Origin of the sequence: Actinosynnema sp. NPDC059797 (genome assembly GCF_042732085.1) — a bacterium.
GTDB lineage: Bacteria > Actinomycetota > Actinomycetes > Mycobacteriales > Pseudonocardiaceae > Actinosynnema.
In genome coordinates this window covers 1-20,827 of the sequence record NZ_JBHWIE010000022.1, presented here as the reverse complement: position 1 = coordinate 20,827, position 20,827 = coordinate 1, and the positions used below count along the sequence as shown (strand labels likewise).

The following is a 20,827-nucleotide window of genomic DNA, read 5'->3' as shown; positions in this document are numbered from 1 at the left end:
CCCTGCCTACTTCTTCTCCGGCAGCGGCGGGAACTCCGCGTGCTCCGGCATCGCCGGTGCGGTCCACCCGCGCTCGGCGGCGATCTTGGCCCCGCGCACCGTCTCCGGGGCGGCCGACGGGCCGTCCAGGTCCGCGTCCCGCCCCTCGAAGAACCCGGCCAGCTGGAGCTCGGCCTGGCGGAAGTCGGTCAGCGGCGCGCCGCGCGTGGGGTGCGGCTTGTCGCCCACCTGGAGCGACTTCACCAGCGCCAGCGCCTTCTCCGGCGTCTGGTTGTCGAAGTACTCGTAGTTGACCTGGAGCACCGGCCCGAGGTCGCACGCCGCCAGGCACTCGGCGTGCTCCAGGGTGATCGAGCCCGGCGCGCCCGGCTCGCCCGAGGTCTCCTCGTGGCCCAGCGGCCGGCCGTCGCTGCCCAGGTGCTCGCGCAGCTTCGCGTAGATGGCGTCACCGCCCAGCGCCGCGCACAGCGTGTTGGTGCAGACGCTCACCAGGTGCTCGCCGCACGGGCGGCGCTTGTACATGGTGTAGAACGTCGCGACCGCGCTGACCTCGGCGTTGGTCAGGTCGAGCTGGTTGGCGCAGAAGGTGATGCCCGCCTGGCTGACGTGACCCTCGACCGACTGCACCAGGTGCAGCATCGGCAGCAGCGCCGAGCGCGCCACCGGGTAGCGGGCGACGATGGCCCGCGCCTTGTCGACGACGTGGTCGAACGCGCTGGTGTCGACCTCGTTCTCGTCGACCAGGCGCTGCGTCGCCACCGGGTCCAGCGGGGAGGCCGCGTAGACCTCTTCGGAAGTGCTCATCGGTCACAACCACCCATCACCGGGTCGATAGAGGCCACCGACGCGATGACGTCGGCGACCATGCCGCCCTCGCACATCGCGGGCATCGACTGGAGGTTCACGAAGCTGGGTTCGCGCACGTGCACGCGCATCGGCCGGGTGCCGCCGTCGGAGACGAGGTGGTAGCCCAGCTCGCCGCGCGGCGACTCGATCGGCACGTAGACCTGGCCCGGCGGCACCGCGAAGCCCTCGGTCACCAGCTTGAAGTGGTGGATCAGGGACTCCATGGACTGGCCCATGATCTTGCGGACGTGCTCCAGGGAGTTGCCCATGCCGTCCGCGCCGATGGTCAGCTGGGCGGGCCAGGCGACCTTGGCGTCCTCGACCATGACCGGGCCCGCGGGCAGGTTGTCCACGGCCTGGCGGATGATCCGCAGCGACTGGTGGATCTCCTCCACGCGCAGCAGGTACCGGGCGTAGGAGTCGGCCGCGGTCGACGTGGGCACGTCGAACTCGTAGTTCTCGTAGCCCGAGTAGGGATCGACCTTGCGCAGGTCCCACGGCAGGCCGGCGGAGCGCAGGATCGGGCCGGTGATGCCCAGCGCGAGGCACGCGTCCACGGGCAGGTAGCCGACGCCCGCCAGGCGGTTGCGCCAGATCGGCTGGCCGGTGAGCAGCTTGTCGTAGTCGGGCAGGCGGGAGTCCATCACCTTGATGAACTCCTTGATGCGCTCCACCGCGCCCTCGGGGAAGTCCTGCGCGAGGCCGCCGGGCCGGATGAACGCGTGGTTCATCCGCAGGCCGGTCAGGAACTCCAGCAGGTGCAGGACCTCCTCGCGCTCCCGGAAGCCCGCGGTCATGCCGGTCAGCGCGCCCAGCTCCATGCCGCCGGTGGCCAGCGCCACCAGGTGCGAGGAGATCCGGTTCAGCTCCATGAGGACCACGCGGGCGACCTGGGCGCGCTGCGGGGCGGTGATGCCGAGCAGCTTCTCCACGGCCATGCAGTACGCGGCCTCGTTGTGCAGCGGCGCCAGGTAGTCCATGCGCGTCACGAACGTGACGCCCTGGGTCCAGGTCCGGTACTCGCAGTTCTTCTCGATGCCGGTGTGCAGGTAGCCGATGACGCTGCGGGCCTGGGTGACGGTCTCGCCCTCCAGCTCCAGCACCAGGCGCAGCACGCCGTGCGTGGACGGGTGCTGCGGGCCCAGGTTCATGACGATGCGCTCGTCGCCCGCGGCCTCGGCCAGCACCTCGTCCCAGTCGCCGCCGGTCACCGTGTAGACGGTGCCCTCGGTGGTCTCCCGGGACCCCGCGTAGGCGTCGGGGTTCGAGGTGGTGCGGTTGGCCTCGTACGAGTCGCTGTCACGGCCCTCGGCGCTGGTGTCGGTGCCGGTCGTGACGTCGGAAAGCCGTTCAGTCATGAGTAGGACCGCCTCTGGTCTGGCGGGGGGATCTCCGCGCCCTTGTACTCCACCGGGATGCCGCCGAGCGGGTAGTCCTTGCGCTGCGGGTGGCCGTCCCAGTCGTCCGGCATGAGGATCCGGGTCAGGCCCGGGTGGCCCTCGTAGACGATGCCGAACATGTCCCAGGCTTCGCGCTCCTGCCAGTCGGCGGTCGGGTAGACCTCGACGATGCTGGGCACGCGCGCGTCGTCCACGTCGACCGCGACCTCCAGGCGGATGCGCCGGCGGTAGGTCATCGACGTGAGGTGGTAGACCGAGTGCAGCCGCTGCGGCGCGCCCACGCCGTAGTCCACACCCGACACCGAGCTGCACAGCTCGAAGCGCAGCGCCGGGTCGTCGCGCAGGACGCGCGCCACCTCGACCAGGTTCTCCCGGCGCAGGTAGAAGGTGATCTCGCCGCGGTCGACGGTGATCTGCTGGACGGTGTCGGCGGGCAGGCCCCGCTCCCGGATCGCGGCCAGCAGCTCGTCGGCGACCTCGTCGAACCAGCCGCCGTAGGGCCGCTCGGACGGCGCGGCGACGTGGGCGGGCAGCCGCAGGCCGCCGAAGCCGGAGGTGTCGCCGGAGCCGGAGATGCCGAACATGCCCCGGCGGGCGCGACCGGCCACGACGCCGCCGCGCGCCAGGTGCTCCTCGTGCTCCGACTCGCTCATGCTCGCGGAGCTGAGCGCCTCGGAGTCGGGCGACTGGGGGTTGGCGTTGCTCGGGGAGCCCGCGCCGGGGGTCTTCTCGACCTCGCCCCCGGTGTTGGCGTCCGCCGGCTTGTTCTCGTCAGCCATTGCCGCTCACTTCTTCGCAAAGCGCTGGGAGGACGGGATCAGGTCGGTGCTGTGGCCCTGCTCGGCCAGCAGCGCGGCCCTGGTCGGCCCCAGCGGCTCGTCCATGATCTTCGCGTGGATCTTGAGGATCGCGTCGATCAGCATCTCCGGCCGCGGCGGGCAGCCCGGCAGGTACATGTCGACCGGCACGACGTGGTCCACGCCCTGCACGACCGCGTAGTTGTTGAACATGCCGCCGGAGGAGGCGCACACGCCCATGGCCAGCACCCAGCGGGGCTCCGGCATCTGGTCGTAGATCTGGCGCAGCACCGGGGCCATCTTGTTGGTGACCCGGCCGGCCACGATCATCAGGTCGGCCTGGCGGGGCGAGGCGCGGAAGACCTCCATGCCGAAGCGCGCGAGGTCGTAGCGCGGACCGCCGGTGGTCATCATCTCGATGGCGCAGCAGGCCAGGCCGAAGGTGGCGGGCCACAGCGAGGACTTGCGGGTCCAGTTGACCAGCTTCTCGACGCTGGCCAGCAGGATGCCGTTCGGGAGCTTCTCTTCGAGACCCATGGTCTTCCCCCTCAGTTCCAGTCGAGGCCGCCGCGACGCCAGACGTAGGCGTACGCGAAGCCGACCGTGGCGACGAACAGCACGATCTCCACCAGGCCGAACAGGCCGAGCCGGTCCGCGGAGACCGCGAACGGGTAGAGGAAGACCATTTCGATGTCGAACAGGATGAACAGCATCGCCGTGAGGTAGTAGGCGACCGGCATGCGGCCGCCGCCGACCACGGGTTGCGGTGACGGTTCGATGCCGCACTCGTACGCGTCGAGCTTCGCGCGGTTGTAGCGGCGGGGTCCGATGTACGGGGCGGCCGTCACCGAGAACAGCGCGAAGGCCGCGGCGAGGGCGAACATCAATACGAGGGGGAGGTAAGGGTCCAGCACTCTCCGTCGTCCTTTCCTCGCTGTCGCGGTGGTGGTGCACCGCCGACCGTTGCGCACCCTAAGGGGTGTTCTTGCACCCTCCGGGAGTTAGGCATGCCTAACAATCCGCAGGTCGCTTGTGAAACACTTCACAAGGCATCACAGCCGGTTGTGAACTGATTCACAAGACCTGTGGGCCAGTGTAGAACGTCACACAGAGGCGTGACACACACCCCCTGTACCGCTCTGACCTGGTCTTACCGGGCGTGCGTCAACAGTTGGGAGGGCCAGGCGTGAACGGGGGCACACCGAATACGAAACAGCGCCGTCCCGAAGGACGGCGCTGCCCCGTTCAGGTGACCCGTATTAGGCCGTTGGAGCGAGCTTTGTGGCGGCCGTGATGAGACGGTCGAACGAGTCGCCGTCCTTGGGGTCGTAAAGCCCCGCGAGCAGCTTGAGCACCAGTTTCATCAGCGTCTTGCGCGGCAGGCCGTACTTGGTGGCGGTCCGCATGACGGTGGGGTTGCCGATCAGCTTGCTGAAGACGTTGCCCAGCCGGTAGTAGCTGCCCAGGGCCTGCTCGATGCGCACGGGGTAGCCGTGAAGTGCGCGTTCGCGGCTCGCGCCGGTGCGCGCCAGGGCCTGCACCGCGCTCTCGGCGGCGATCCGGGCCGACTCCATGGCGTAACCGATGCCCTCGCCGTTGAACGGGTTCACCATGCCGCCGGCGTCACCCACAAGGAGCAGCCCGTCTCGATAGTGGGGCTTGCGGTTGAGGCCCATCGGCAGGGCCGCACCGCCGATGCGGCCGGTGGCGTTCTCCTCGCGGAAGCCCCACTCCTCCGGGGTGCCGTCGAGCCAGCTCTTCAGCAACGCCCGGTAGTCGGTGGTGCCGTAGGCCTTGGAGGTGCTGAGGATGCCCAGGCCGACGTTGACCGTGCCGTCGCCCATGCCGAAGATCCAGCCGTAGCCGGGCAGCAGCACGTCGTTCTCGCGGTCCCACAGCTCCAGGTGCGACTCCAGGTAGTCGTCCTTGGTGCGGGGGCTGGCGTAGTAGCGGCGGACCGCGACGCCCATCGGCTTGGCGTCGTCCTTCTGGATGCCGACCGACAGCGCGAGGCGGGCCGACACGCCGTCGCAGCCCAGCACCAGCGGCGCCCGGAACTCGACCGGCTCCTTGCCGGGCCCCTGCTTGGCGCTGACGCCGACCACGCGGCCGTGCTCGACCACCGCGCCGGTGACGGTGGTCTGCTCGTGCAGGCGCGCACCCGCCTGGACCGCCGTCTTGGCCAGCATCTCGTCGAAGTCCTGGCGGGGCCGGACCACGCCGTAGGGCGGGAACGTGGCCAGCTCGGGCCAGTCCAGCTCGAGCCGGACGCCGCCGCCGACCACGCGCAGGCCGCGGTTGTGCAGCCAGCCCGCCTCCTCGCGGGTGTCGATCCCCAGGTCGATGAGCTGCTTCACGCCGCGCGGGGTCAGGCCGTCGCCGCAGACCTTCTCGCGGGGGAAGGTGCTCTTCTCCAGCAGCAGCACGTCCAGGCCGGCGCGTGCCAGGTACGTGGCCGCGGTCGAGCCCGCCGGGCCCGCGCCGACCACGATCACATCGGCGTCCTCGCCTGCCCTGCGGCGGCTGGGAGTCGTCATCCCCGCTCCTTGTGCGCGTGTTCACAAAGTCGGGGTCGAGTCTACTTGCGAGTTCCTGAGGAACTTTTCACGAGACGGGCTTGGTGCCCCGGTGCAGCGCCACCACGCCGCCGGTGAGGTTCATCCAGGCCACGTCCTCCCACCCGGCGCGGGCCACGACCTGGGCCAGCGAGCGCTGGTCCGGCCACGTGCGCATGGACTCCGCCAGGTACTGGTAGGCGTCCGGGTTGGAGGAGACGAAGCGCGCGACGAGCGGCAGGACCTTGAGCAGGTACCGCAGGTAGACGAACCGGAACGGCCGGAACGTCGGCGTGGACACCTCGCAGACCACCAGCCGGCCGCCGGGCCGCACCACCCGGCACATCTCGCGCAGCGCGGCCTCGGTGTCGTTGAAGTTGCGCAGCCCGAAGGACACCGTGACCGCGTCGAACGCGTTGTCGGCGAACGGCAGGCGCAGCGCGTCGGCGGCCACCTTCGGCACCGGCCGGTGCGCGCCGCCCAGCAGCATCCCCAGCGAGAAGTCGGCCGCCACGCACCAGGCCCCGGACGCCGCGTACTCGACGGTGGACACCGCCGTCCCGGCCGCCAGGTCGAGCACCTTCTCGCCCGGCCGGGCGTCCAGCACGCGCCTGCTCCACTCCCGCCAGCGCCGGTCGAACCCGAGCGTCATGACCGAGTTCGTCCGGTCGTAGCCCTCGGCCACGCCGTCGAACATCTCGGCGACCTCGCGAGGGTCCTTGTCCAAACCTGCACGCGACATGGCAAAAGCCTAGGCGACCCCCACCCCACCAGCACCCGCGCCCACCCCGCCCGCACGACACGCAAGCCCCCAACGCACGACACGCAAGCCCTGAGCGCATGACACGCGAGCCTTGAACGCATGACACGCGCGTGTCATGCGCTCAGACCGCGCGAGTCATGCCTCCAGACCCGGCGTGTCATGCGCTCAGACCCGGCGTGTAATGCCTTCAGGCCGCGTGAGTCGTACGTTCGGGGCTCGCGAGTTGTGCGTTCGGGAGGACTGTGGGCTAGGTCGGGGGCAGGCGTAGGGCGGTCAGCATGCCGTCCACGGCGGCTCGCCACGGGTACTCCTCGGCACGGGCGCGGGCGGCCGACCTGCGGGTCGGCTCGGGGTGGTCGAGGAGGGTGCTCACCGCGCCCGCGAACGCCGGGGCGCGGTCCTCCACCGCCGCACCGCAGCCGGGTCGCACGATCTCGCGCAGCGCGCTCGACGCCGAGACGACGACCGGCGTCCCGGAGGCCAGCGACTCCAGGGCGGCCAGGCCGAAGGTCTCGTGCGGGCCGGGGGCCAGGGAGACGTCGGCGGCGGCGAGCAGGTCGGCCACGGCGTCGCGCCGGTCGACGAAGCCCAGGAACGTGACGGGCAGGCCCGCGGCACGGCGTTCCAGGGCCTCGCGGCGGGGGCCGTCGCCCGCGATGACCAGCCGGACGCGGTGGCCCGCGGCGTGCAGCTCGGCGGCGGTGTCGACGCTGCGCTCCACGTGCTTCTCCGGCGACAGCCGGCCGCAGTGCACGAGCAGCGCGTCGGCGCCCCGCGCCAGGTCCGCCCGCACCGAGCGGTCGCGGCGGGTCGGGGTGAACGTGCCCAGGTCCACGCCCAGCGGCACGCGGACCACGTTGCGCGCGCCGATCCGGTCGAACTCCTCCCGCGCGAACCCCGTCGTGCACACCACCGCGTCGTACGAGGCGGCCATCCGCGCGTTCGCCCGGTCCGCGACCCGTCGCGCCAGCGGCCCCGGCAGCAGGAACTGCTCCAGCAGCCGGTCCAGCCGCTCGTGCGAGATCACCGCGCTCGGCACGCCGCGCGCCGCCGCCCAGCGGCCCGTGCCGCGCAGCGTCACCCGGTCCGACACCTCCAGCCGGTCGGGTCGCAGGCGGTCCAGCAGCGCGCGCACCCGCCACGGGTCGACGGCGCGGTAGCCGCCGGTGCCGGGGATGCGCGGCGCGGGCAGCGTGATCCGGCGGACGCCCGGCGCGAGCCGTTCGTCGGCGTGCGCGTCACCCGGCACGACCAGCACGGCCTCGTGCCCACGTCCCGCGTAACCGGCGCCGAGGTGGTGCAGGGCGGTGCGCAGGCCACCGGAGCGCGGGCCGTAGAAGTTGGCCAGCTGCACGATCCTCATGCCGCGCGCCGCTCCGGCACGCCCAGCACGGCCGCGTAGTGGTCCAGCAGCTCGTCGCACACCGCCGCCCACGTCCGCCCGCGCACCCACCGCCGGGCCGCCTGCCCGTACCGCCGGCGGCGCAGCGGGTCCCGCAGCTCCTCGACCGCGCGCCGCAGGTCGTCGTCGGTGTCGAACAGGTAGCCGGTGTCGGGTCGCACCAGGTCGCGCGGCCCGCCCGCGTTCGGCGCGACCACCGGCACCCCGCTGGCCAGCGCCTCCTGCACGGCCTGGCAGAACGTCTCGTGCGGGCCCGTGTGCACGAACACGTCCAGGCTCGCGTAGGCGGCGGCCAGGTCCGTGCCGCCGCGGAACCCGAGGAACGCCGCCCCGGGCAGGTCCCGGCGCAGCCGCTCCTCCTCCGGCCCGTCGCCGACGACCACGAGCCTCACGCCGGGCAGGTCCCGGAGCGCCGCGAGCCGCTCGACCCGCTTCTCCGGCGAGAGCCTGCCGACGTAGCCGACCAGCAGCTCCCCGTCGGGCGCCAGCTCCGCGCGCAGCGCGTCGTCCCGGCGGGCCGGGTGGAACAGCTCGACGTCCACCCCGCGCCCCCAGCGGTGCACGCGCGGCACGCCGTGCCCCTCCAGCGCCTCCACGGCCCAGCTCGACGGCGCCAGCGTGCGGTCGGCCTGGGCGTGCAGCCGGCGGGTCCACCGCCACGCGGCGCGCGCGGTCAGGCCGAGCCCGTAGTCGGCGGCGAACCCGGCGACGTCGGTCTGGTAGACCGCGACCGTCGGCACGCCCAGCCGGCGGGCCGCCGAGAGGCCGCGCGCGCCCATGACGAACGGGCTGGCCAGGTGCACGACGTCCGGTCGGAAGTCGTGCAGCGCGGTGAGCACCCGGCGCGTGGGCACGCCCACCGGCAGGGAGCTGAACCGCGGCAGGTCCACCGCCGGGACGCGCACGACCGGCGTGCCGCTGTGGTGGTCGGCGCCCGCGCCCGGCGCCACCACCAGGGCCCGGTGGCCGCGCGCGGTGAGGTGCTCCAGGACGCGCAGGACGGAGTTGGTGACCCCGTTGACCTGGGGCAGGAAGCTTTCCGTGATGATCGCCACGCGCACGGCGATCACCCTGCGGTGCGAAGGACACGACGGCGTGACAGCTCCGCGAACGCCCGTCGAACTCCTCACGTCGCGCTTGACGTTGGCCCCCGCTTCACCTTCTGTACGCGTCGCGGTCACTCCGTGCGGTCACACTAGGTCGGCATGACCGTCTTGTCGTCGCGTCCCGCTCAGCCAGTCGATCCCGGCCTGGTGTCGATCGCGCTGGAGATAGCGGGTCGCCTCGCCAACGACGCGTCGGACGTCATCATGGCGACGGCGGGCCGGGGCGCGAGGCCCGAGGACGACGCCTCGCCGTTCGACTGGGTGACCGACACCGACCGGACCCTGGAGCGGCACACCAGGCGCGTGCTGACCGCCGAGTTCCCGGACATCCCGGTGTTCTGCGAGGACTCCGACGAGGACGTGGCGAGCGACGTCGAGTACCGCTGGGTGGTGGACCCGGTGGACGGCACGGCCAACTACGTGGCGGGCGTGCCGTGGTGCGCCTACAGCCTGGCGCTGGTGGACCGGTGGGGGCCGGTCGTGGGGGTCGTGGCGGACCCGTACCGGGCGCAGATCTACGCGGCGGCGCGCGGGCGGGGGATGCGGGCCAACGGGACGCCGGTGAAGCTGGGCGACCAGGCGGTGAGCGCGATCGTGTGCACGGAGATGACGCGGACGGGGCCGTGGCCGGGGATGGGCGAGTTCATCTCGCGGGCGGCGGTGGCCGGCACGGGGGTCCGGGTGCTGGGGTCGAAGGCGCTGGCGGTGGCGCAGGTGGCGCTGGGCCACGCGGCGGCGGCGGTGCTGCACAGCTACCACGAGTGGGACGTGGCGGGCGCGGTGGCGCTGGCGGTCGAGTCGGGCGCGGTGGTGCTCGACCGGAGGGGCGAGGACGCGCCGCTGCCGGTGGACGGGCTGCTGGTGGCGATGCCCGAGGTGGCCGAAGAGGTGCTGGGGTGGTGGCAGTCCTCGATGAGCCGTTAGGCCGTTTGGCGGATGGGCCGCAACTGTGTATAGTTGGTTCTGCCAGGCCCAATAGGGCCTGGAAGTGAACCCGGTTCACCATCCGGACGGTTGGTTGCCGGGTTTCGCGCTGTCTAGGGCAGTTCCAGCCACTGCGCCTTCTCGATCAGCCCCTCGACCCGACGGCGCCACTCTCCGCCCATCCCGTAGCTCCACGCGATCGCGTCGCTGGCCCACAGCATCGGGTCCTCGTACGCGCGGAAGTGCTCATAGGGCAGGTCGTAGTCCTTGCGCACGATCCGGGCAAGGGTGTGCCGGTCTTCGGCGTCCTGGTGCGCACAACTCTCGAGCACCAGCCTCGTGGCGCTGATGTTGATCAGATGCCGGCCCGCGGCGGCCAGGCAGAGCTGTCGGGCGACCCGGTCATTCGGGTGTTCGCACCCGAAGACCTGTGCGTGGACACCGAGTTCGTGGAGCAGCGCGACGATCTCCTTCCGCCGCGGGTTGCTCTCCTTGCAGAAGTGCAGCCGTCGCTGACCCGGCTTCACCTTGGCACGCAGGGCGGTGCGAACGCGGTGCAGGTCTCGCGGGAGCGCGATGACGACGGCGACCAGGTAGGTAGGACCTCGCCGGGACTCGTCGAGGAATGCTTGCCACATGACGTGGATGATCTCAAAGGACCAACCCGTTGCGTCATTCGGCCTAATCATTGCCCAGGTGCGGCAACTGCTGCTCCAGCATCTCCAGGTGCACCCGCGCCCGCTCCAGCGACGGCTGGTTGAACATCTGGAGCGCCACCCGCCCCACCTCGTCCTCGAACGCCGTGAAGTCGCGCACCGCCGCCGCCATCCGGTGGCCGACCGGGTGCTGCTGGTCTGCTCCCAGCGCCCGCGCCAGGTCGGCGATCCGCCGCACGTCGCCCAGCTCGCCGCCGAACTGCGCGGCGATCCGGGCCAGCCAGTCCCGGGCCGGTGACGGCGGCACCGTCGCCACCGCCGCCGCGACCCGCCGCACCGACAGCTCGCACCGCGCGACCATCGCCGACCAGCGGTCGTTCGGGGGTGGTGGCAGGGGCGGCGGGAAGGCGGGCGGCGGCAGCACCGGCTGCGGGCGGCGGCGGATCGCGCCGACCATCAGGCCGACCAGGGTGCCCGGCAGCGCGCCCAGCGGCGCCCCGATGATCATCGAGCCGATGAACGTGCCCACCACCTCGGCGGAGGACGGGTCGTCGGCGTCCGAGAGCGTGATGCCCGTGGTGAGCAGCACCACCATCAGCGCCCAGCCGATGAGCATTCCCCAGAGCGCCGAGCGTCCCATGGTCCCCAATGTGCCAGATCACGCGTCGAAATCGACCGTGATCTCCGGGGTCACCGCCACCGCCTGGCACGTCAGCACGAAGCCCGCCGCCACCTCGTGCGGCTCCAGCGCGTAGTTCCGCCGCATCTCCGCCACCCCGGACACCACCCGCGCCCGGCACGTGCCGCACACCCCGCCCTTGCACGCGAACGGCAGGTCGGAGCGCACGCGCTGCGCCGCGTCCAGGATCGGCGTGTCCCCGGGCAGCGGCACGACGGTCTCCCGGCCGTCCAGCACCAGGGTCGCCGTCGCCACCGCGTCCGGCGAGGGCGCGGCCCGGCGCGGCGCGGGCGGCGGTTCGTCGACGTAGAACAGCTCGTGGTGCACCGCCGCCGGCGGCACGCCCAGCGACGTCAGCACCTCGCGCGCGTCCCGCACCAGCCCGTGCGGCCCGCACAGCCACCACTGGTCCACGTCCGCCCACGGCACCACCGACGACAGCAGCGCCCGCAGCTTCGCCGCGTCGAGCCGCCCGGAGAACAGCTCCACGTCCCGCGGCTCCCGCGACAGCACGTGCACGAGCTGGAACCGCGTCGGGTGGCGGTCCTTCAGGTCCGCCAGCTCCTCGGCGAACATGACCGTGTCCGCGCGCCGGTTGCCGTACAGCAGGGTCACCCTCGCCCCGGCGGCCAGTTCGGTGGCGGCGATCGACAGCGCGGGCGTGATGCCCGAACCGGCGACCACCAGCCCGTGGTGCGAGCCGCCCGCCGGCGTGAAGGTGCCGGTCGGCGGCGAGACCTCCAGCACGTCGCCGGGCTGGGCCCGGTCGACCAGCAGCGACGAGAACAGGCCGCTGTCGACGCGGCGCACGCCGATGCGCAGCGGCGCGCCGACGGGCGCGCAGATCGAGTACGACCGCCGCTCGTCGCCGTTGCGCAGCGTCACGTGCTGCCCGGCCTTGAACGCGAAGGCGCCCGCCAGCTCGCCGGGCACCTCGAACGTCACCGCGACCGCGTCCTCGCACAGCCGCTCGACCGACGCCACGGCCAGCTTGTGGAACTGCGGCATCAGATCTCCTTGACGTGTTCGAACGGCTCGTCGCAGTCGGCGCACCGCCGCAGCGCCTTGCACGCCGTGGAACCGAAGCGCGACAGCTCGGCGGTCCGCGCGGACCCGCAGCGCGGGCACGCCACCCGCCGGGACGGCGGCACCAGGTTCAGCGGCACCGGGCCGGCGGCGCGCGGCCCCAGCCGGGACGGCGGCGCGATGCCCGCCTCGCGCAGCTTCCGCAGGCCGTCCTCGCTGATCCAGTCGGTGGTCCACGCGGGCGACAGCGACGTGCGCACCTCGACCTCGGAGAACCCCGCCTCCAGCAGGGATCGCCGCAGGTCGGCGCCCATCTCGTCCAGGGCGGGGCACCCCGAGTAGGTGGGGGTGATCGTCACCGACACCCGCCCGCCGGACTCGGTCACGTCCCGCAGCACGCCCAGGTCGGCCAGCGTGAGCACCGGCAGCTCCGGGTCGCGCACCCGGGCCGCCACCTCGTACGCGGCGCCCGTCACCACTTCGCCCCCGGCAGCGACCGGTGCAGGTGCTGCATCTCGGCCAGCAGGTAGCCCATCGCCTCGGTGTGCACGCCGTCGCGCCCGGCCCGCCCGTCGACCCGCGCCGCGGGCGGCACGTCGGCGGGCCGCTCCAGCCGCGCCGCCGCCAGCACCGCGTCCAGCACGTCGTCCACCTCGGACCGCAGCCCGGTCGGGTCGACGGCCACGCCGGCCAGCCGCAGCTCGACGGGGTGCGGGGTGAACAGCTCGTCCAGGTGCGGCCACACCCGCGCCAGCCCGGCGGCCATCCGGCGGTGCGACTCCTCGGTGCCGTCGCCGAGCCGCACGACCCACTGCGCCGCGTGGTCCCGGTGGTAGGCCAGCTCCTTCACGGCCTTCTCGGCGACCGCCGCCAGCACCGGGTCCGCGCTCGCCCGCAGCCGCGAGCACTGCGCGAGCTTCCACGACGAGAACACCAGCAGCCGCGCCACCGTGGTGGCGAAGTCGCCGCCCGCGAACGGGCCGCACTCGATCTCGGCCAGGTGCACGTTGCGGAACTCGCGCTCCTCGCGCAGGAACGCCAGCGCGTCCTCGTCCCGGCCCGCGCCCTCGGCCTCGCCGGCCCTGGTGAGCAGCATCCGGGCCTGGCCGAGCAGGTCGATCGCGATGTTGGCCAGCGCCACGTCCTCCTCCAGCTCGGGCGCGCGCGAGGTCCACTCGGCCAGCCGCTGCGCCAGCACCAGCGCGTCGTCGCCCAGCATCAGGCAGTACGCGAACAGGTCGGCGCGGTCGACGCCCTCCGGCAGCTCCCGGTCGACACCGGCCAGCGCCTCGGAGAAGCCCGTCCCGAACGCCCAGTGCGCGTCCTCCTGGTCCACCAACCCGTCGTAGGCGCTCACAGGTGCGGCACGTCCTCTGGGATCGGGTAGAACGTCGGGTGCCGGTACACCTTGTCGCCGCTGGGCTCGAAGAACGGGTCCTTCTCGTCCGGTGAGGACGCGGTGATCGCCGCCGCGGGCACCACCCAGATCGACACGCCCTCGTTGCGGCGCGTGTAGACGTCGCGCGCGTTGCGCAGGGCCATCTCGGCGTCCGGCGCGTGCAGCGACCCGACGTGCACGTGGTTCAGCCCGCGCTTGCCGCGGACGAACACCTCCCACAACGGCCACGACGAGCTCATGCCGCCCCCTCCGCCACGGCGCGCTTGGCCGAGTACGCCTCGGCCGCCGCGCGCACCCACTCGCCGTCCTCGTGCGCCTTGCGCCGGTGCGCGACGCGCTGCGCGTTCGACGGCCCGTTGCCGCCGACGACGCGCCAGAACTCGTCCCAGTCGGGTTGGCCGAAGTCGTGGTGCCCGCGCTCGGGGTTCCACCGCAGCTCGGGGTCCGGCAGCGTGACGCCCAGCTTCTCGGCCTGCGGCACGGTCATGTCCACGAACTTCTGCCGCAGCTCGTCGTTGGTGTGGCGCTTGATCCGCCACTTCATCGACTGCTCGGTGTTGGAGCTCTCCGCGTCGGGCGGGCCGAACATCATCAGCGACGGCCACCACCAGCGGTCGACGGACTCCTGGACCATGGCCCGCTGCGCGTCGGTGCCGCCCATCATCGTCATCAGCAGCTCGTAGCCCTGCCGCTGGTGGAACGACTCCTCCTTGCAGATGCGGATCATGGCCCGCGCGTACGGGCCGTAGGAGGTGCGGCACAGCGGGACCTGGTTGCAGATCGCCGCGCCGTCGACGAGCCAGCCGATCACGCCGACGTCGGCGAACGACAGCGTCGGGTAGTTGAAGATCGAGGAGTACTTCTGCCTGCCCGAGATCAGCTTCTCGGTCAGGTCGCCGCGGTCCGCGCCCAGCGTCTCGGTCGCGGCGTACAGGTAGAGGCCGTGCCCGGCCTCGTCCTGGACCTTGGCCAGCAGGATCGCCTTGCGGCGCAGCGACGGCGCGCGGCTGATCCAGTTGCCCTCCGGCTGCATGCCGATGATCTCGGAGTGCGCGTGCTGCGCGATCTGCCTGATCAGCGTCTTGCGGTAGCCCTCGGGCATCCAGTCACGCGGCTCGACGCGCTGTTCGGCCACCACGGTGCGCTCGAACCGGTCCTCCAGGTCCATGGACCGATGTTACACCTGGAGGCCGTTTTCGAGGAAGACTGTAACAAGCCCGTCAGGTCCTCCGGCGCAGCCACCAGACCAGCGGCAACAGCACCGCCCACACGGCGAGCAGGAACGTGCCGATCGGCAGCAGCGCGAGCACGGCGGTGCGCCCGGCCACCCGCGCCACCTCGGGGTTGCCGGTGTCGTACTCGATGCGCACCAGCTGACCCGGCTCCAGGCCCTCGGGGTACAGCACGCCCTGCTCCGGGCTGTGCACGGCGCCGTCGTCGGAGGCGAAGCGGACCACGGTGCGCTGGAACGACACCGACACCACCTCGGCCGTCGCCTTCCCCAGCCGCTGCTCGATCATGTAGTCGTCGCGCCAACACGACGCGAGCAGCACCAGGGCGATCAGCGTCACCAGCCCGCCGACCACCAGCAACGCCCGGCCCACCAGGGGCCGAGCCGCCGGGCGGACCAGCGTCCGCAGTGCGTTGTCCACCACAAAGACGGAGTCTAGGGCGGGCTCGGCGCCTGATCTCAGCCGTCGGTCCATACCCTCGGGAGTGTGACCACAGCTCCTGCCTCGCGGATCGGACGGCGGCTGCGCGTGCGCACCACGGCCGCCACGGACGTCGACCTGCTGGGCAGGCTGCCCTCGTCGACCGGTGCGCTGAGCTGGGTGCGCGAGGGGTCCGGCCTGGTCGGCTGGGGCGAGGCCGCGCGGTTCGAGGTCTCGGGGCCGGACCGGTTCGCCGCCGCCGACCGGTGGTGGCGCGGGTTCGCCGCGGACCTCGACGTGGACGACGAGCTGGGCGTGCCGGGCAGCGGTCCGGTGGCGTTCGCGAGCATGGCGTTCGACGACCGGCCCGGCCACTCGGTGCTGGTGGTGCCGGAGGTCGTGGTGGGCCGGCGCAACGGCCGCACCTGGGTGACCACGATCGGCGACCGGGAGCCCCGCGAGATCACCCCCGTGCGCCGCCCTTCCGAGGTGCGCTACGCCGACGGCGAGCTGTCCGTCACGGCCTACCGCGAGGCGGTGCGCGCGGCGGTCGAGCGGATGCGCGCGGGCGAGCTGGACAAGGTCGTGCTGGCCCACGACCTGCTGGCCGTGGCGGACGCGGACATCGACCAGCGGTTCGTGCTGCGCGGCCTGGCCCGCCGCTACCCGGGGTGCTGGGTCTACGCCGTGGACGGCCTGGTCGGCGCCACCCCCGAACTGCTGCTGCGCCGCACCGGCCGCGTGGTCGACTCGCGCGTGCTGGCGGGCACGACGTGGCCGCGCGACGGCGCGACCGACGACGAGCTGGCCGGCGCGCTGCTGTCCTCGCGCAAGGACCGCGAGGAGCACGGGTACGCGGTGGCGTCGCTGGTGGAGACGCTGCGGCCGTTCTGCTCGGCCTTGTCGGTGGACGGCCCGTCGGTGCTGCGGCTGCCGAACGTGTCGCACCTGTCCAGCGACGTGATCGGCGAGCTGCGCGGCACGCCGTCGCTGCTCGCGCTCGGCGCGGCCCTGCACCCCACGGCCGCGGTCGGCGGCACCCCGCGGGCCGCCGCGACCGGGGTCATCCGCGAGCTGGAGGGCATGGACCGCGGCCGCTACGCGGGCCCGGTCGGCTGGATCGACGCCAACGGCGACGGCGAGCTGGGCATCGCGCTGCGCTGCGCGCGGATCAGCGGCCGGACGGCCCGCCTGTTCGCCGGGTGCGGCCTGGTGGCCGGGTCCGACCCGGACACCGAGGTCCGCGAGGCGCACGCCAAGATGCGCCCCGTGCGCGAGGCCCTCGAGGGCCGATGACCGCGTGAGCGAGGTCACGGGGACGCCGGGCGGCCCCGCGGCCAACCGGTACGTGACCACAGCACTGGACAAACCGCCGGACCTCCGCGGCCCCGACGTCACTTCCGCGTTCGCGGAGCTGTTCGACGCCCACGCCCGGCAGCTCCGCGGCTACCTGGCCGGCCGCGTCGGCGAGTCGGCGGCCGACGACCTGGTCGCCGAGACGTTCCTGGTGGCGCTCAAGCGGCGGCACAGCTACGACCCGGGGCTCGCGCCCGTGAAGGGCTGGCTGTACGGGATCGCCACCAACCTGGTGCGCGAGCACCTGCGGCGCGAGGCGAGAGGTCGCCGCGCGGTGCTCCGCGTGGTCGGCCGGCCCGACGCCGAACCCGACCACGGCCACCGGGTCGCCTCCCGCGTCGACGCCCAGCGGCAGACCGCCGTGCTGGCCCGGGCGCTCGCCGACCTGCGCGACGAGGACCGCGACGCGCTGCTGCTCACCTCGTGGGCCGGGCTGACGCCCGCCGAGGTCGCCGCCGCGCTCGGCGAGAACGACAGCACCGTCCGCTCCCGGCTGCACCGCGTCCGGACCAAGCTCCAAGCCCTGCTCACCGAGGAGACCCCCGATGCGTGAACTCGACGACGCGCTCGACCAGCTCCACCGCGAGGCGCGCACCTCGGACGCGCCCCTGGACGCCGTGCGCGCCCGCGTCCTGGCGGCCGCCGCCGCCGAAACCGCGCCGCCCCGGCGCTCCCGCCGCTGGTACGCGCCGGTCGCCGTGGCCGCGGCCGCCGCGCTCGTCGCCGGCGTGGTGGCGATGAACAACCGCCCGCACGAGCAGCAGGTCGCCGTGCCGGGCGCCACCACCGCCGCGACCGCGCCCGAGGTGGAGCTGCTGTCCGCGCCGGAGTACCTGAACCTCGCCGCCGACGCGATCACCGCCACCGACCAGCCGCTCGCGCCCGGCCAGTACCGGTACATCGCCACGCACCAGTGGAACTCGGTCGGCATGATGCTCCCGCCGCCCGCGGACCGGCCCGACGCCCCGAAGTCCGGCTACACCTGGCTGCGGGAGTCGCGCCACGAGAAGTGGATCCCGCACGACACGGACCTGGAGTGGATGGAGCGCCGCACCCCGCTGGAGGGCCTGGAGTGGCTCGGCGGCAGCGTGCCGCGGTCCGAGGCGGCCGAACCCGAGGTCACCGACGTCGACACGGGCGAGCGGCGCGGCAGGTGCGGCGACTTCTTCCCGAACTCGCTGCCGAAGAAGGTGTGCGGCGACCCGGCGGACTGGGACAACCCCGAGTTCTACGCCGCCCTGCCGCGCGACCCCCGGGCCATCGCGCAGTACCTGCGCGACGCGACCGCGCACCGGGGTTCCGAGCCGACCACCGCGTTCCACTGGGGCGCGGAGATCCTGCGCACCGGGCTCATGCCCGCCGACCTGCGCGCCCAGTGGTACCGGGCGCTGGCGCTGATCGACGGCGTCACCGCGTTCGAGCAGGGCGTCGACCTGGACGGCCGCAGCGGCGTGGCCATCGGCATCGACGGCCCGCACGAGCGGCGCGAGCTGATCATCGACCCGGCCACCGGCGACTTCATCGGCGAGCGCACCACCGCGGGCGACGAGCCGTACGACCCCTGGGTCGCGCCCGGCACGGTGACCGGCCTCAGCTCGATCACCACGCGGGTCGTGGACGGGATCGGCCAGACCGGCTGAACCGGGGTGGGGCCGTCCCGCGACGTGCGGGACGGCCCCGTCGTCAGTGCTGGTGCCCGGCGAGGATCTCGTGGGTCTCCTGCATCTTCTTGAAGGACTTGGGCTCCGCGACCGCGGCCCGCGCCCCGACCCCCGCCTCCGCGCCCGGCAGCGCGGCCGGCTTGGCCGGCGTGAACAGCCAGGTCCGGAACAGCTCGTCGAGCTGCCGGCCGGAGACCGCCTCCGCCAGCGCGACGAAGTCCTCGATCGTCGCGTGGCCGCTGCGGTGCTCGGCGAGCCACTTCTTCAGCAGCGCGAAGAACGCCTCGTCGCCGATCTCCAGGCGCAGCGCGTGCACGGCCAGCGCGCCCCGGTCGTACACGGCGCCGTGGAACTGGTTCGACGCGCCCGGGTCACCCGGCAGCACCTGCCAGAACGGGCTGTCCGCCGGGTACAGGTCGTAGACGTACTGGGCGTTCTCCTGGGCCGTGCCCTCGCCCACGTGCTCCGACCACAGGAACTCCGCGTAGCTCGCGAAGCCCTCGTTCAGCCAGATGTCCCGCCAGCGCTCCACCGACACCGAGTCGCCGAACCACTGGTGCGCCACCTCGTGCGCCACCACGTAGGTGTTCGCGCCGCGGCGGAAGAACGCGGTGTCGTAGGTGGAGCGGGTCTGGTTCTCCAGCGCGAAGCCGATGCCCGGCGTGGCCACGCCGCCGTTGGCCTCGAACGGGTAAGGCCCGAAGCTCCCCTCCAGGAACTCCGTGACCTCGACGGTGCGCTCCAGCGACGCCTCGGCCGCGGCGCGGTCCGCGCCCAGCCGCTCCGAGTAGGCGGTGATCACCGGGCGGCCCGCCGAGTCGGTGTCGTGCCGGACCTCGAACTGGCCGATCGCGAGGAACGCCAGGTAGGTGGCCTGCGGGGTGGTGCTGCGGTAGCGCCACCGGGTCCAGCCGTTGATCTGCTTCGCGGTGCCGTTGAACAGGCCGTTGGACAGCACCTCGACCCCGTCCGGCACGGCCACCGACACGTCGAAGGTCGCCTTGTCGGTCGGGTGGTTGTTGCCCGGGAACCACCACGGCGCGATGTCCGGCTGGTCGATGGCCAGCGCGCCGTCCGGGGTGCGCTTCCACGCCGTGTAGCCGTCCTGCGCGCGGGAGGAGGGCACGTCGGAGTAGGTCACGACCACGGTCAGGTTGGTGCCCTTGCGCAGCGTGCCCGGCGGGTCCACGGTCAGCTCGCCGCCCCGCTGCTCGAAGTCCGCGACGCGGTTGTTGACCCGGACCGACTTCACCTCCAGCAGGAAGTCGAGGTTGAAGGCGGTCAGGTCCTGGGTGGTCCGGGCCAGGACCGTGGTGGTGCCGGACAGGGTGTCGGTGGTCGGCTGGTAGGACAGCCGGATGTCGTAGTGGGAGACGTCGTAGCCGCCGTTGCCCGCGCCCGGGTAGTACGGGTCGCCGATGCCGGGCGAACCGGGCTGGGCTGCGGTCGCGGTGCCGGCGAGCAGCAACAAGGCCGCCGAGGTGGCGGTGCCGAGGGACAGCTTCGCTCTCAGGGACATGCGGCGAAGCTAGTCCCGGCCGGCCGGCGCAAGTACCCCCGTACGTCGGTGTTCCGGCTACTGGAAGGCCGTTGACACCGCCGCCTTGAGCCGTGCGTGGAGATCGCGGAGCCCGGTCCGCTCCACCCTGATCTCCACCACCCTCAGCCCCTTCGGGCGGTCCAGCGCCCGGCGCAGCTCCTCCGGCGTGCGGGCGGTGGTGTGGGGGACGTGGTGGGCCCGGCAGAGCGCTTCGAGGTCGACGCCGTGCGGCGTGCCGAAGACCCGCTCGAAGCTCTCGCCGTGCTCCGGCGCGCCCTGCTCCAGCAGCGCGAAGATGCCGCCGCCGTCGTCGTTGACGACCACGACGGTGAGGTCCGGGCGCGGCTCCAGGGGACCGATCAGCAGGCCGTTGCTGTCGTGCAGGAACGTCAGGTCGCCGATCAGGGCGTAGGTGGGGCCCTGGGCGAGCGCGATGCCGGCGGCCGTGGACACGCTGCCGTCGATGCCCGCCACACCCCGGTTGGCGTGGGTGCGGACGTCCCGGCGCGGCGCGGCGACCAGGTCCACGTCGCGGACCGGGTTGGAGGAGCCGAGGAACAGGTTCGCGCCCGGCGCGACGGCGGCGACCAGGTCGCGGGCCACGTGCAGGCCGGTCGGCCAGGGCTGCTCGGCCAGCAGGTCGTCCACCACGTCGGCGACCGCCTTGTCGGCGTGCTGCCAGTCGGTGAGCCAGTCGGGGTCCACCTCGTGCTCGCCGCTCAGGGCCAGGTCGGTCGAGGTGTGCGTGGCGGCGAACCGGGGGTCGGGCCACTCCGGGTCGTCGGACAGGACGTGCACGACCGGGGTCGAGGCGATGAGCTTGAGCACCCCCCGGGAGAGGGTGGCGCGGCCCACCACGACCACGGCGTCCGGGCGCAGGTGGTCGGGCAGCGCGCCCGCGTTGAGCAGCAGGGAGCCGTGGCGCAGGCCGTGGCCGGTCGGCTCGGCGACGACCGGCCAGCCGGCGCGTTCGGCCCGGTCGGAGAGGTGGGGGTGGGGGTGGCCCACCACCCCCCCGGGGGGGGGGCCGCGGGTGTGGGGGGGGTGGAGGCCGGTGGTTGTTGG

Annotated in this window: 23 protein-coding genes; 4 read left to right on the top strand and 19 right to left on the bottom strand. The window is 73.0% G+C overall.

The annotated features are described in order from the left end of the window. Nucleotides 1-6 precede the first annotated feature (6 nt). The 9 genes from nuoE to ACFV4N_RS09440 all read right to left on the bottom strand — a co-directional run bounded on the left by nuoE (nucleotide 7) and on the right by ACFV4N_RS09440 (nucleotide 8,824). Nucleotides 7-804, bottom strand: a complete 798-nt coding sequence (gene nuoE / locus ACFV4N_RS09480; RefSeq protein WP_499672023.1) for an NADH-quinone oxidoreductase subunit NuoE — start codon at nucleotides 802-804, stop codon at nucleotides 7-9. After that, nucleotides 801-2,204: an NADH-quinone oxidoreductase subunit D gene (locus ACFV4N_RS09475; protein WP_499672022.1), complete on the bottom strand. Its 1,404-nt coding sequence runs from the start codon at nucleotides 2,202-2,204 to the stop codon at nucleotides 801-803. Before ACFV4N_RS09475 ends, nuoE begins: the two co-directional genes overlap by 4 nt. Next, the gene (locus ACFV4N_RS09470; protein ID WP_499672059.1) at nucleotides 2,201-2,899 is read right to left on the bottom strand and encodes an NADH-quinone oxidoreductase subunit C; all 699 of its coding nucleotides are present in this window, start codon (nucleotides 2,897-2,899) and stop codon (nucleotides 2,201-2,203) included. Before ACFV4N_RS09470 ends, ACFV4N_RS09475 begins: the two co-directional genes overlap by 4 nt. A 132-nt stretch (nucleotides 2,900-3,031) precedes the next feature. Further along, nucleotides 3,032-3,580, bottom strand: coding sequence for a NuoB/complex I 20 kDa subunit family protein (locus ACFV4N_RS09465; protein ID WP_499672021.1), 549 nt, complete (start codon nucleotides 3,578-3,580; stop codon nucleotides 3,032-3,034). Between the two features lie 11 nt (nucleotides 3,581-3,591). Next, nucleotides 3,592-3,957: an NADH-quinone oxidoreductase subunit A gene (locus tag ACFV4N_RS09460; RefSeq protein ID WP_344036212.1), complete on the bottom strand. Its 366-nt coding sequence runs from the start codon at nucleotides 3,955-3,957 to the stop codon at nucleotides 3,592-3,594. 345 nt (nucleotides 3,958-4,302) lie between these two features. After that, nucleotides 4,303-5,580, bottom strand: coding sequence for a geranylgeranyl reductase family protein (locus tag ACFV4N_RS09455; protein WP_499672020.1), 1,278 nt, complete (start codon nucleotides 5,578-5,580; stop codon nucleotides 4,303-4,305). A gap of 67 nt (nucleotides 5,581-5,647) precedes the next feature. Beyond that, nucleotides 5,648-6,340, bottom strand: coding sequence for a demethylmenaquinone methyltransferase (locus ACFV4N_RS09450; RefSeq protein WP_499672019.1), 693 nt, complete (start codon nucleotides 6,338-6,340; stop codon nucleotides 5,648-5,650). A gap of 268 nt (nucleotides 6,341-6,608) precedes the next feature. After that, the gene (locus ACFV4N_RS09445) at nucleotides 6,609-7,724 is read right to left on the bottom strand and encodes a glycosyltransferase (RefSeq protein ID WP_499672018.1); all 1,116 of its coding nucleotides are present in this window, start codon (nucleotides 7,722-7,724) and stop codon (nucleotides 6,609-6,611) included. Beyond that, entirely contained in the window at nucleotides 7,721-8,824 is a 1,104-nt protein-coding gene (locus tag ACFV4N_RS09440) for a glycosyltransferase family 4 protein (protein ID WP_499672017.1), read from the bottom strand. The genes ACFV4N_RS09445 and ACFV4N_RS09440 overlap by 4 nt, the downstream gene beginning before the upstream one ends. Nucleotides 8,825-8,968: 144 nt before the next feature. Here ACFV4N_RS09440 and ACFV4N_RS09435 point away from each other — a divergent pair, with 144 nt between their 5' ends. Next, on the top strand, nucleotides 8,969-9,793 hold the full coding sequence (locus ACFV4N_RS09435) for an inositol monophosphatase family protein (protein ID WP_499672016.1): 825 nt from the start codon (nucleotides 8,969-8,971) through the stop codon (nucleotides 9,791-9,793). A 113-nt stretch (nucleotides 9,794-9,906) separates the two neighbouring features. Here ACFV4N_RS09435 and ACFV4N_RS09430 read toward each other — a convergent pair whose 3' ends face one another. From ACFV4N_RS09430 to ACFV4N_RS09395, 8 genes are read right to left on the bottom strand one after another with little or no spacing between them, the layout of a single operon-like run. Then, entirely contained in the window at nucleotides 9,907-10,431 is a 525-nt protein-coding gene (locus tag ACFV4N_RS09430) for a hypothetical protein (protein WP_499672015.1), read from the bottom strand. Nucleotides 10,432-10,474: 43 nt separating this feature from the next. After that, on the bottom strand, nucleotides 10,475-11,089 hold the full coding sequence (locus tag ACFV4N_RS09425) for a hypothetical protein (RefSeq protein ID WP_499672014.1): 615 nt from the start codon (nucleotides 11,087-11,089) through the stop codon (nucleotides 10,475-10,477). Between the two features lie 18 nt (nucleotides 11,090-11,107). Next, complete coding sequence (gene paaE / locus ACFV4N_RS09420) at nucleotides 11,108-12,136, bottom strand: 1,2-phenylacetyl-CoA epoxidase subunit PaaE (RefSeq protein ID WP_499672013.1); 1,029 nt, start codon at nucleotides 12,134-12,136, stop codon at nucleotides 11,108-11,110. Beyond that, complete coding sequence (paaD, locus tag ACFV4N_RS09415) at nucleotides 12,136-12,630, bottom strand: 1,2-phenylacetyl-CoA epoxidase subunit PaaD (RefSeq protein ID WP_499672012.1); 495 nt, start codon at nucleotides 12,628-12,630, stop codon at nucleotides 12,136-12,138. Before paaD ends, paaE begins: the two co-directional genes overlap by 1 nt. Next, on the bottom strand, nucleotides 12,627-13,511 hold the full coding sequence (gene paaC / locus ACFV4N_RS09410; protein WP_499672011.1) for a 1,2-phenylacetyl-CoA epoxidase subunit PaaC: 885 nt from the start codon (nucleotides 13,509-13,511) through the stop codon (nucleotides 12,627-12,629). The genes paaD and paaC overlap by 4 nt, the downstream gene beginning before the upstream one ends. Continuing rightward, nucleotides 13,508-13,792 carry a 1,2-phenylacetyl-CoA epoxidase subunit PaaB gene (gene paaB, locus ACFV4N_RS09405; RefSeq protein ID WP_499672010.1) on the bottom strand — a complete coding sequence of 95 codons (285 nt, stop codon included), beginning with the start codon at nucleotides 13,790-13,792 and terminating at the stop codon, nucleotides 13,508-13,510. Before paaB ends, paaC begins: the two co-directional genes overlap by 4 nt. Continuing rightward, nucleotides 13,789-14,721 carry a 1,2-phenylacetyl-CoA epoxidase subunit PaaA gene (gene paaA / locus ACFV4N_RS09400; RefSeq protein ID WP_499672009.1) on the bottom strand — a complete coding sequence of 311 codons (933 nt, stop codon included), beginning with the start codon at nucleotides 14,719-14,721 and terminating at the stop codon, nucleotides 13,789-13,791. Before paaA ends, paaB begins: the two co-directional genes overlap by 4 nt. A 52-nt stretch (nucleotides 14,722-14,773) precedes the next feature. Further along, nucleotides 14,774-15,208, bottom strand: a complete 435-nt coding sequence (locus ACFV4N_RS09395; protein WP_499672008.1) for a DUF3592 domain-containing protein — start codon at nucleotides 15,206-15,208, stop codon at nucleotides 14,774-14,776. Between the two features lie 63 nt (nucleotides 15,209-15,271). On the opposite strand from ACFV4N_RS09395, the gene ACFV4N_RS09390 reads away from it, so the two are divergent. The 3 genes from ACFV4N_RS09390 to ACFV4N_RS09380 are packed head-to-tail and all read left to right on the top strand — an operon-like array spanning nucleotide 15,272 to nucleotide 18,201. Then, nucleotides 15,272-16,501: an isochorismate synthase gene (locus ACFV4N_RS09390; protein ID WP_499672007.1), complete on the top strand. Its 1,230-nt coding sequence runs from the start codon at nucleotides 15,272-15,274 to the stop codon at nucleotides 16,499-16,501. A 4-nt stretch (nucleotides 16,502-16,505) separates the two neighbouring features. Then, nucleotides 16,506-17,114, top strand: a complete 609-nt coding sequence (locus ACFV4N_RS09385) for an RNA polymerase sigma factor (RefSeq protein ID WP_499672006.1) — start codon at nucleotides 16,506-16,508, stop codon at nucleotides 17,112-17,114. Continuing rightward, on the top strand, nucleotides 17,107-18,201 hold the full coding sequence (locus ACFV4N_RS09380; RefSeq protein WP_499672005.1) for a CU044_5270 family protein: 1,095 nt from the start codon (nucleotides 17,107-17,109) through the stop codon (nucleotides 18,199-18,201). Before ACFV4N_RS09385 ends, ACFV4N_RS09380 begins: the two co-directional genes overlap by 8 nt. A 43-nt stretch (nucleotides 18,202-18,244) precedes the next feature. On the opposite strand, the gene ACFV4N_RS09375 is transcribed toward ACFV4N_RS09380, so the two are convergent. Together ACFV4N_RS09375 and ACFV4N_RS09370 are read right to left on the bottom strand one after the other, a co-directional pair. Continuing rightward, entirely contained in the window at nucleotides 18,245-19,741 is a 1,497-nt protein-coding gene (locus ACFV4N_RS09375) for a M1 family metallopeptidase (RefSeq protein WP_499672004.1), read from the bottom strand. 57 nt (nucleotides 19,742-19,798) lie between these two features. Further along, nucleotides 19,799-20,770 carry a thiamine pyrophosphate-dependent enzyme gene (locus tag ACFV4N_RS09370; RefSeq protein WP_499672003.1) on the bottom strand — a complete coding sequence of 324 codons (972 nt, stop codon included), beginning with the start codon at nucleotides 20,768-20,770 and terminating at the stop codon, nucleotides 19,799-19,801. Nucleotides 20,771-20,827: the final 57 nt, after the last annotated feature.

Coding starts and splice junctions, on each gene's coding strand:
- ACFV4N_RS09380 (WP_499672005.1), top strand. CDS start 17,107: ATGCGTGAACTCGACGACGCGCTCGACCAGCTCCACCGCGAGGCGCGC.
- ACFV4N_RS09470 (WP_499672059.1), bottom strand. CDS start 2,899: ATGAGCGAGTCGGAGCACGAGGAGCACCTGGCGCGCGGCGGCGTCGTG.
- ACFV4N_RS09425 (WP_499672014.1), bottom strand. CDS start 11,089: ATGGGACGCTCGGCGCTCTGGGGAATGCTCATCGGCTGGGCGCTGATG.
- ACFV4N_RS09445 (WP_499672018.1), bottom strand. CDS start 7,724: ATGAGGATCGTGCAGCTGGCCAACTTCTACGGCCCGCGCTCCGGTGGC.
- nuoE (WP_499672023.1), bottom strand. CDS start 804: ATGAGCACTTCCGAAGAGGTCTACGCGGCCTCCCCGCTGGACCCGGTG.
- ACFV4N_RS09465 (WP_499672021.1), bottom strand. CDS start 3,580: ATGGGTCTCGAAGAGAAGCTCCCGAACGGCATCCTGCTGGCCAGCGTC.
- ACFV4N_RS09375 (WP_499672004.1), bottom strand. CDS start 19,741: ATGTCCCTGAGAGCGAAGCTGTCCCTCGGCACCGCCACCTCGGCGGCC.
- ACFV4N_RS09455 (WP_499672020.1), bottom strand. CDS start 5,580: ATGACGACTCCCAGCCGCCGCAGGGCAGGCGAGGACGCCGATGTGATC.
- ACFV4N_RS09450 (WP_499672019.1), bottom strand. CDS start 6,340: ATGTCGCGTGCAGGTTTGGACAAGGACCCTCGCGAGGTCGCCGAGATG.
- ACFV4N_RS09475 (WP_499672022.1), bottom strand. CDS start 2,204: ATGACTGAACGGCTTTCCGACGTCACGACCGGCACCGACACCAGCGCC.
- paaA (WP_499672009.1), bottom strand. CDS start 14,721: ATGGACCTGGAGGACCGGTTCGAGCGCACCGTGGTGGCCGAACAGCGC.
- paaE (WP_499672013.1), bottom strand. CDS start 12,136: ATGCCGCAGTTCCACAAGCTGGCCGTGGCGTCGGTCGAGCGGCTGTGC.
- ACFV4N_RS09430 (WP_499672015.1), bottom strand. CDS start 10,431: ATGTGGCAAGCATTCCTCGACGAGTCCCGGCGAGGTCCTACCTACCTG.
- paaB (WP_499672010.1), bottom strand. CDS start 13,792: ATGAGCTCGTCGTGGCCGTTGTGGGAGGTGTTCGTCCGCGGCAAGCGC.
- ACFV4N_RS09435 (WP_499672016.1), top strand. CDS start 8,969: ATGACCGTCTTGTCGTCGCGTCCCGCTCAGCCAGTCGATCCCGGCCTG.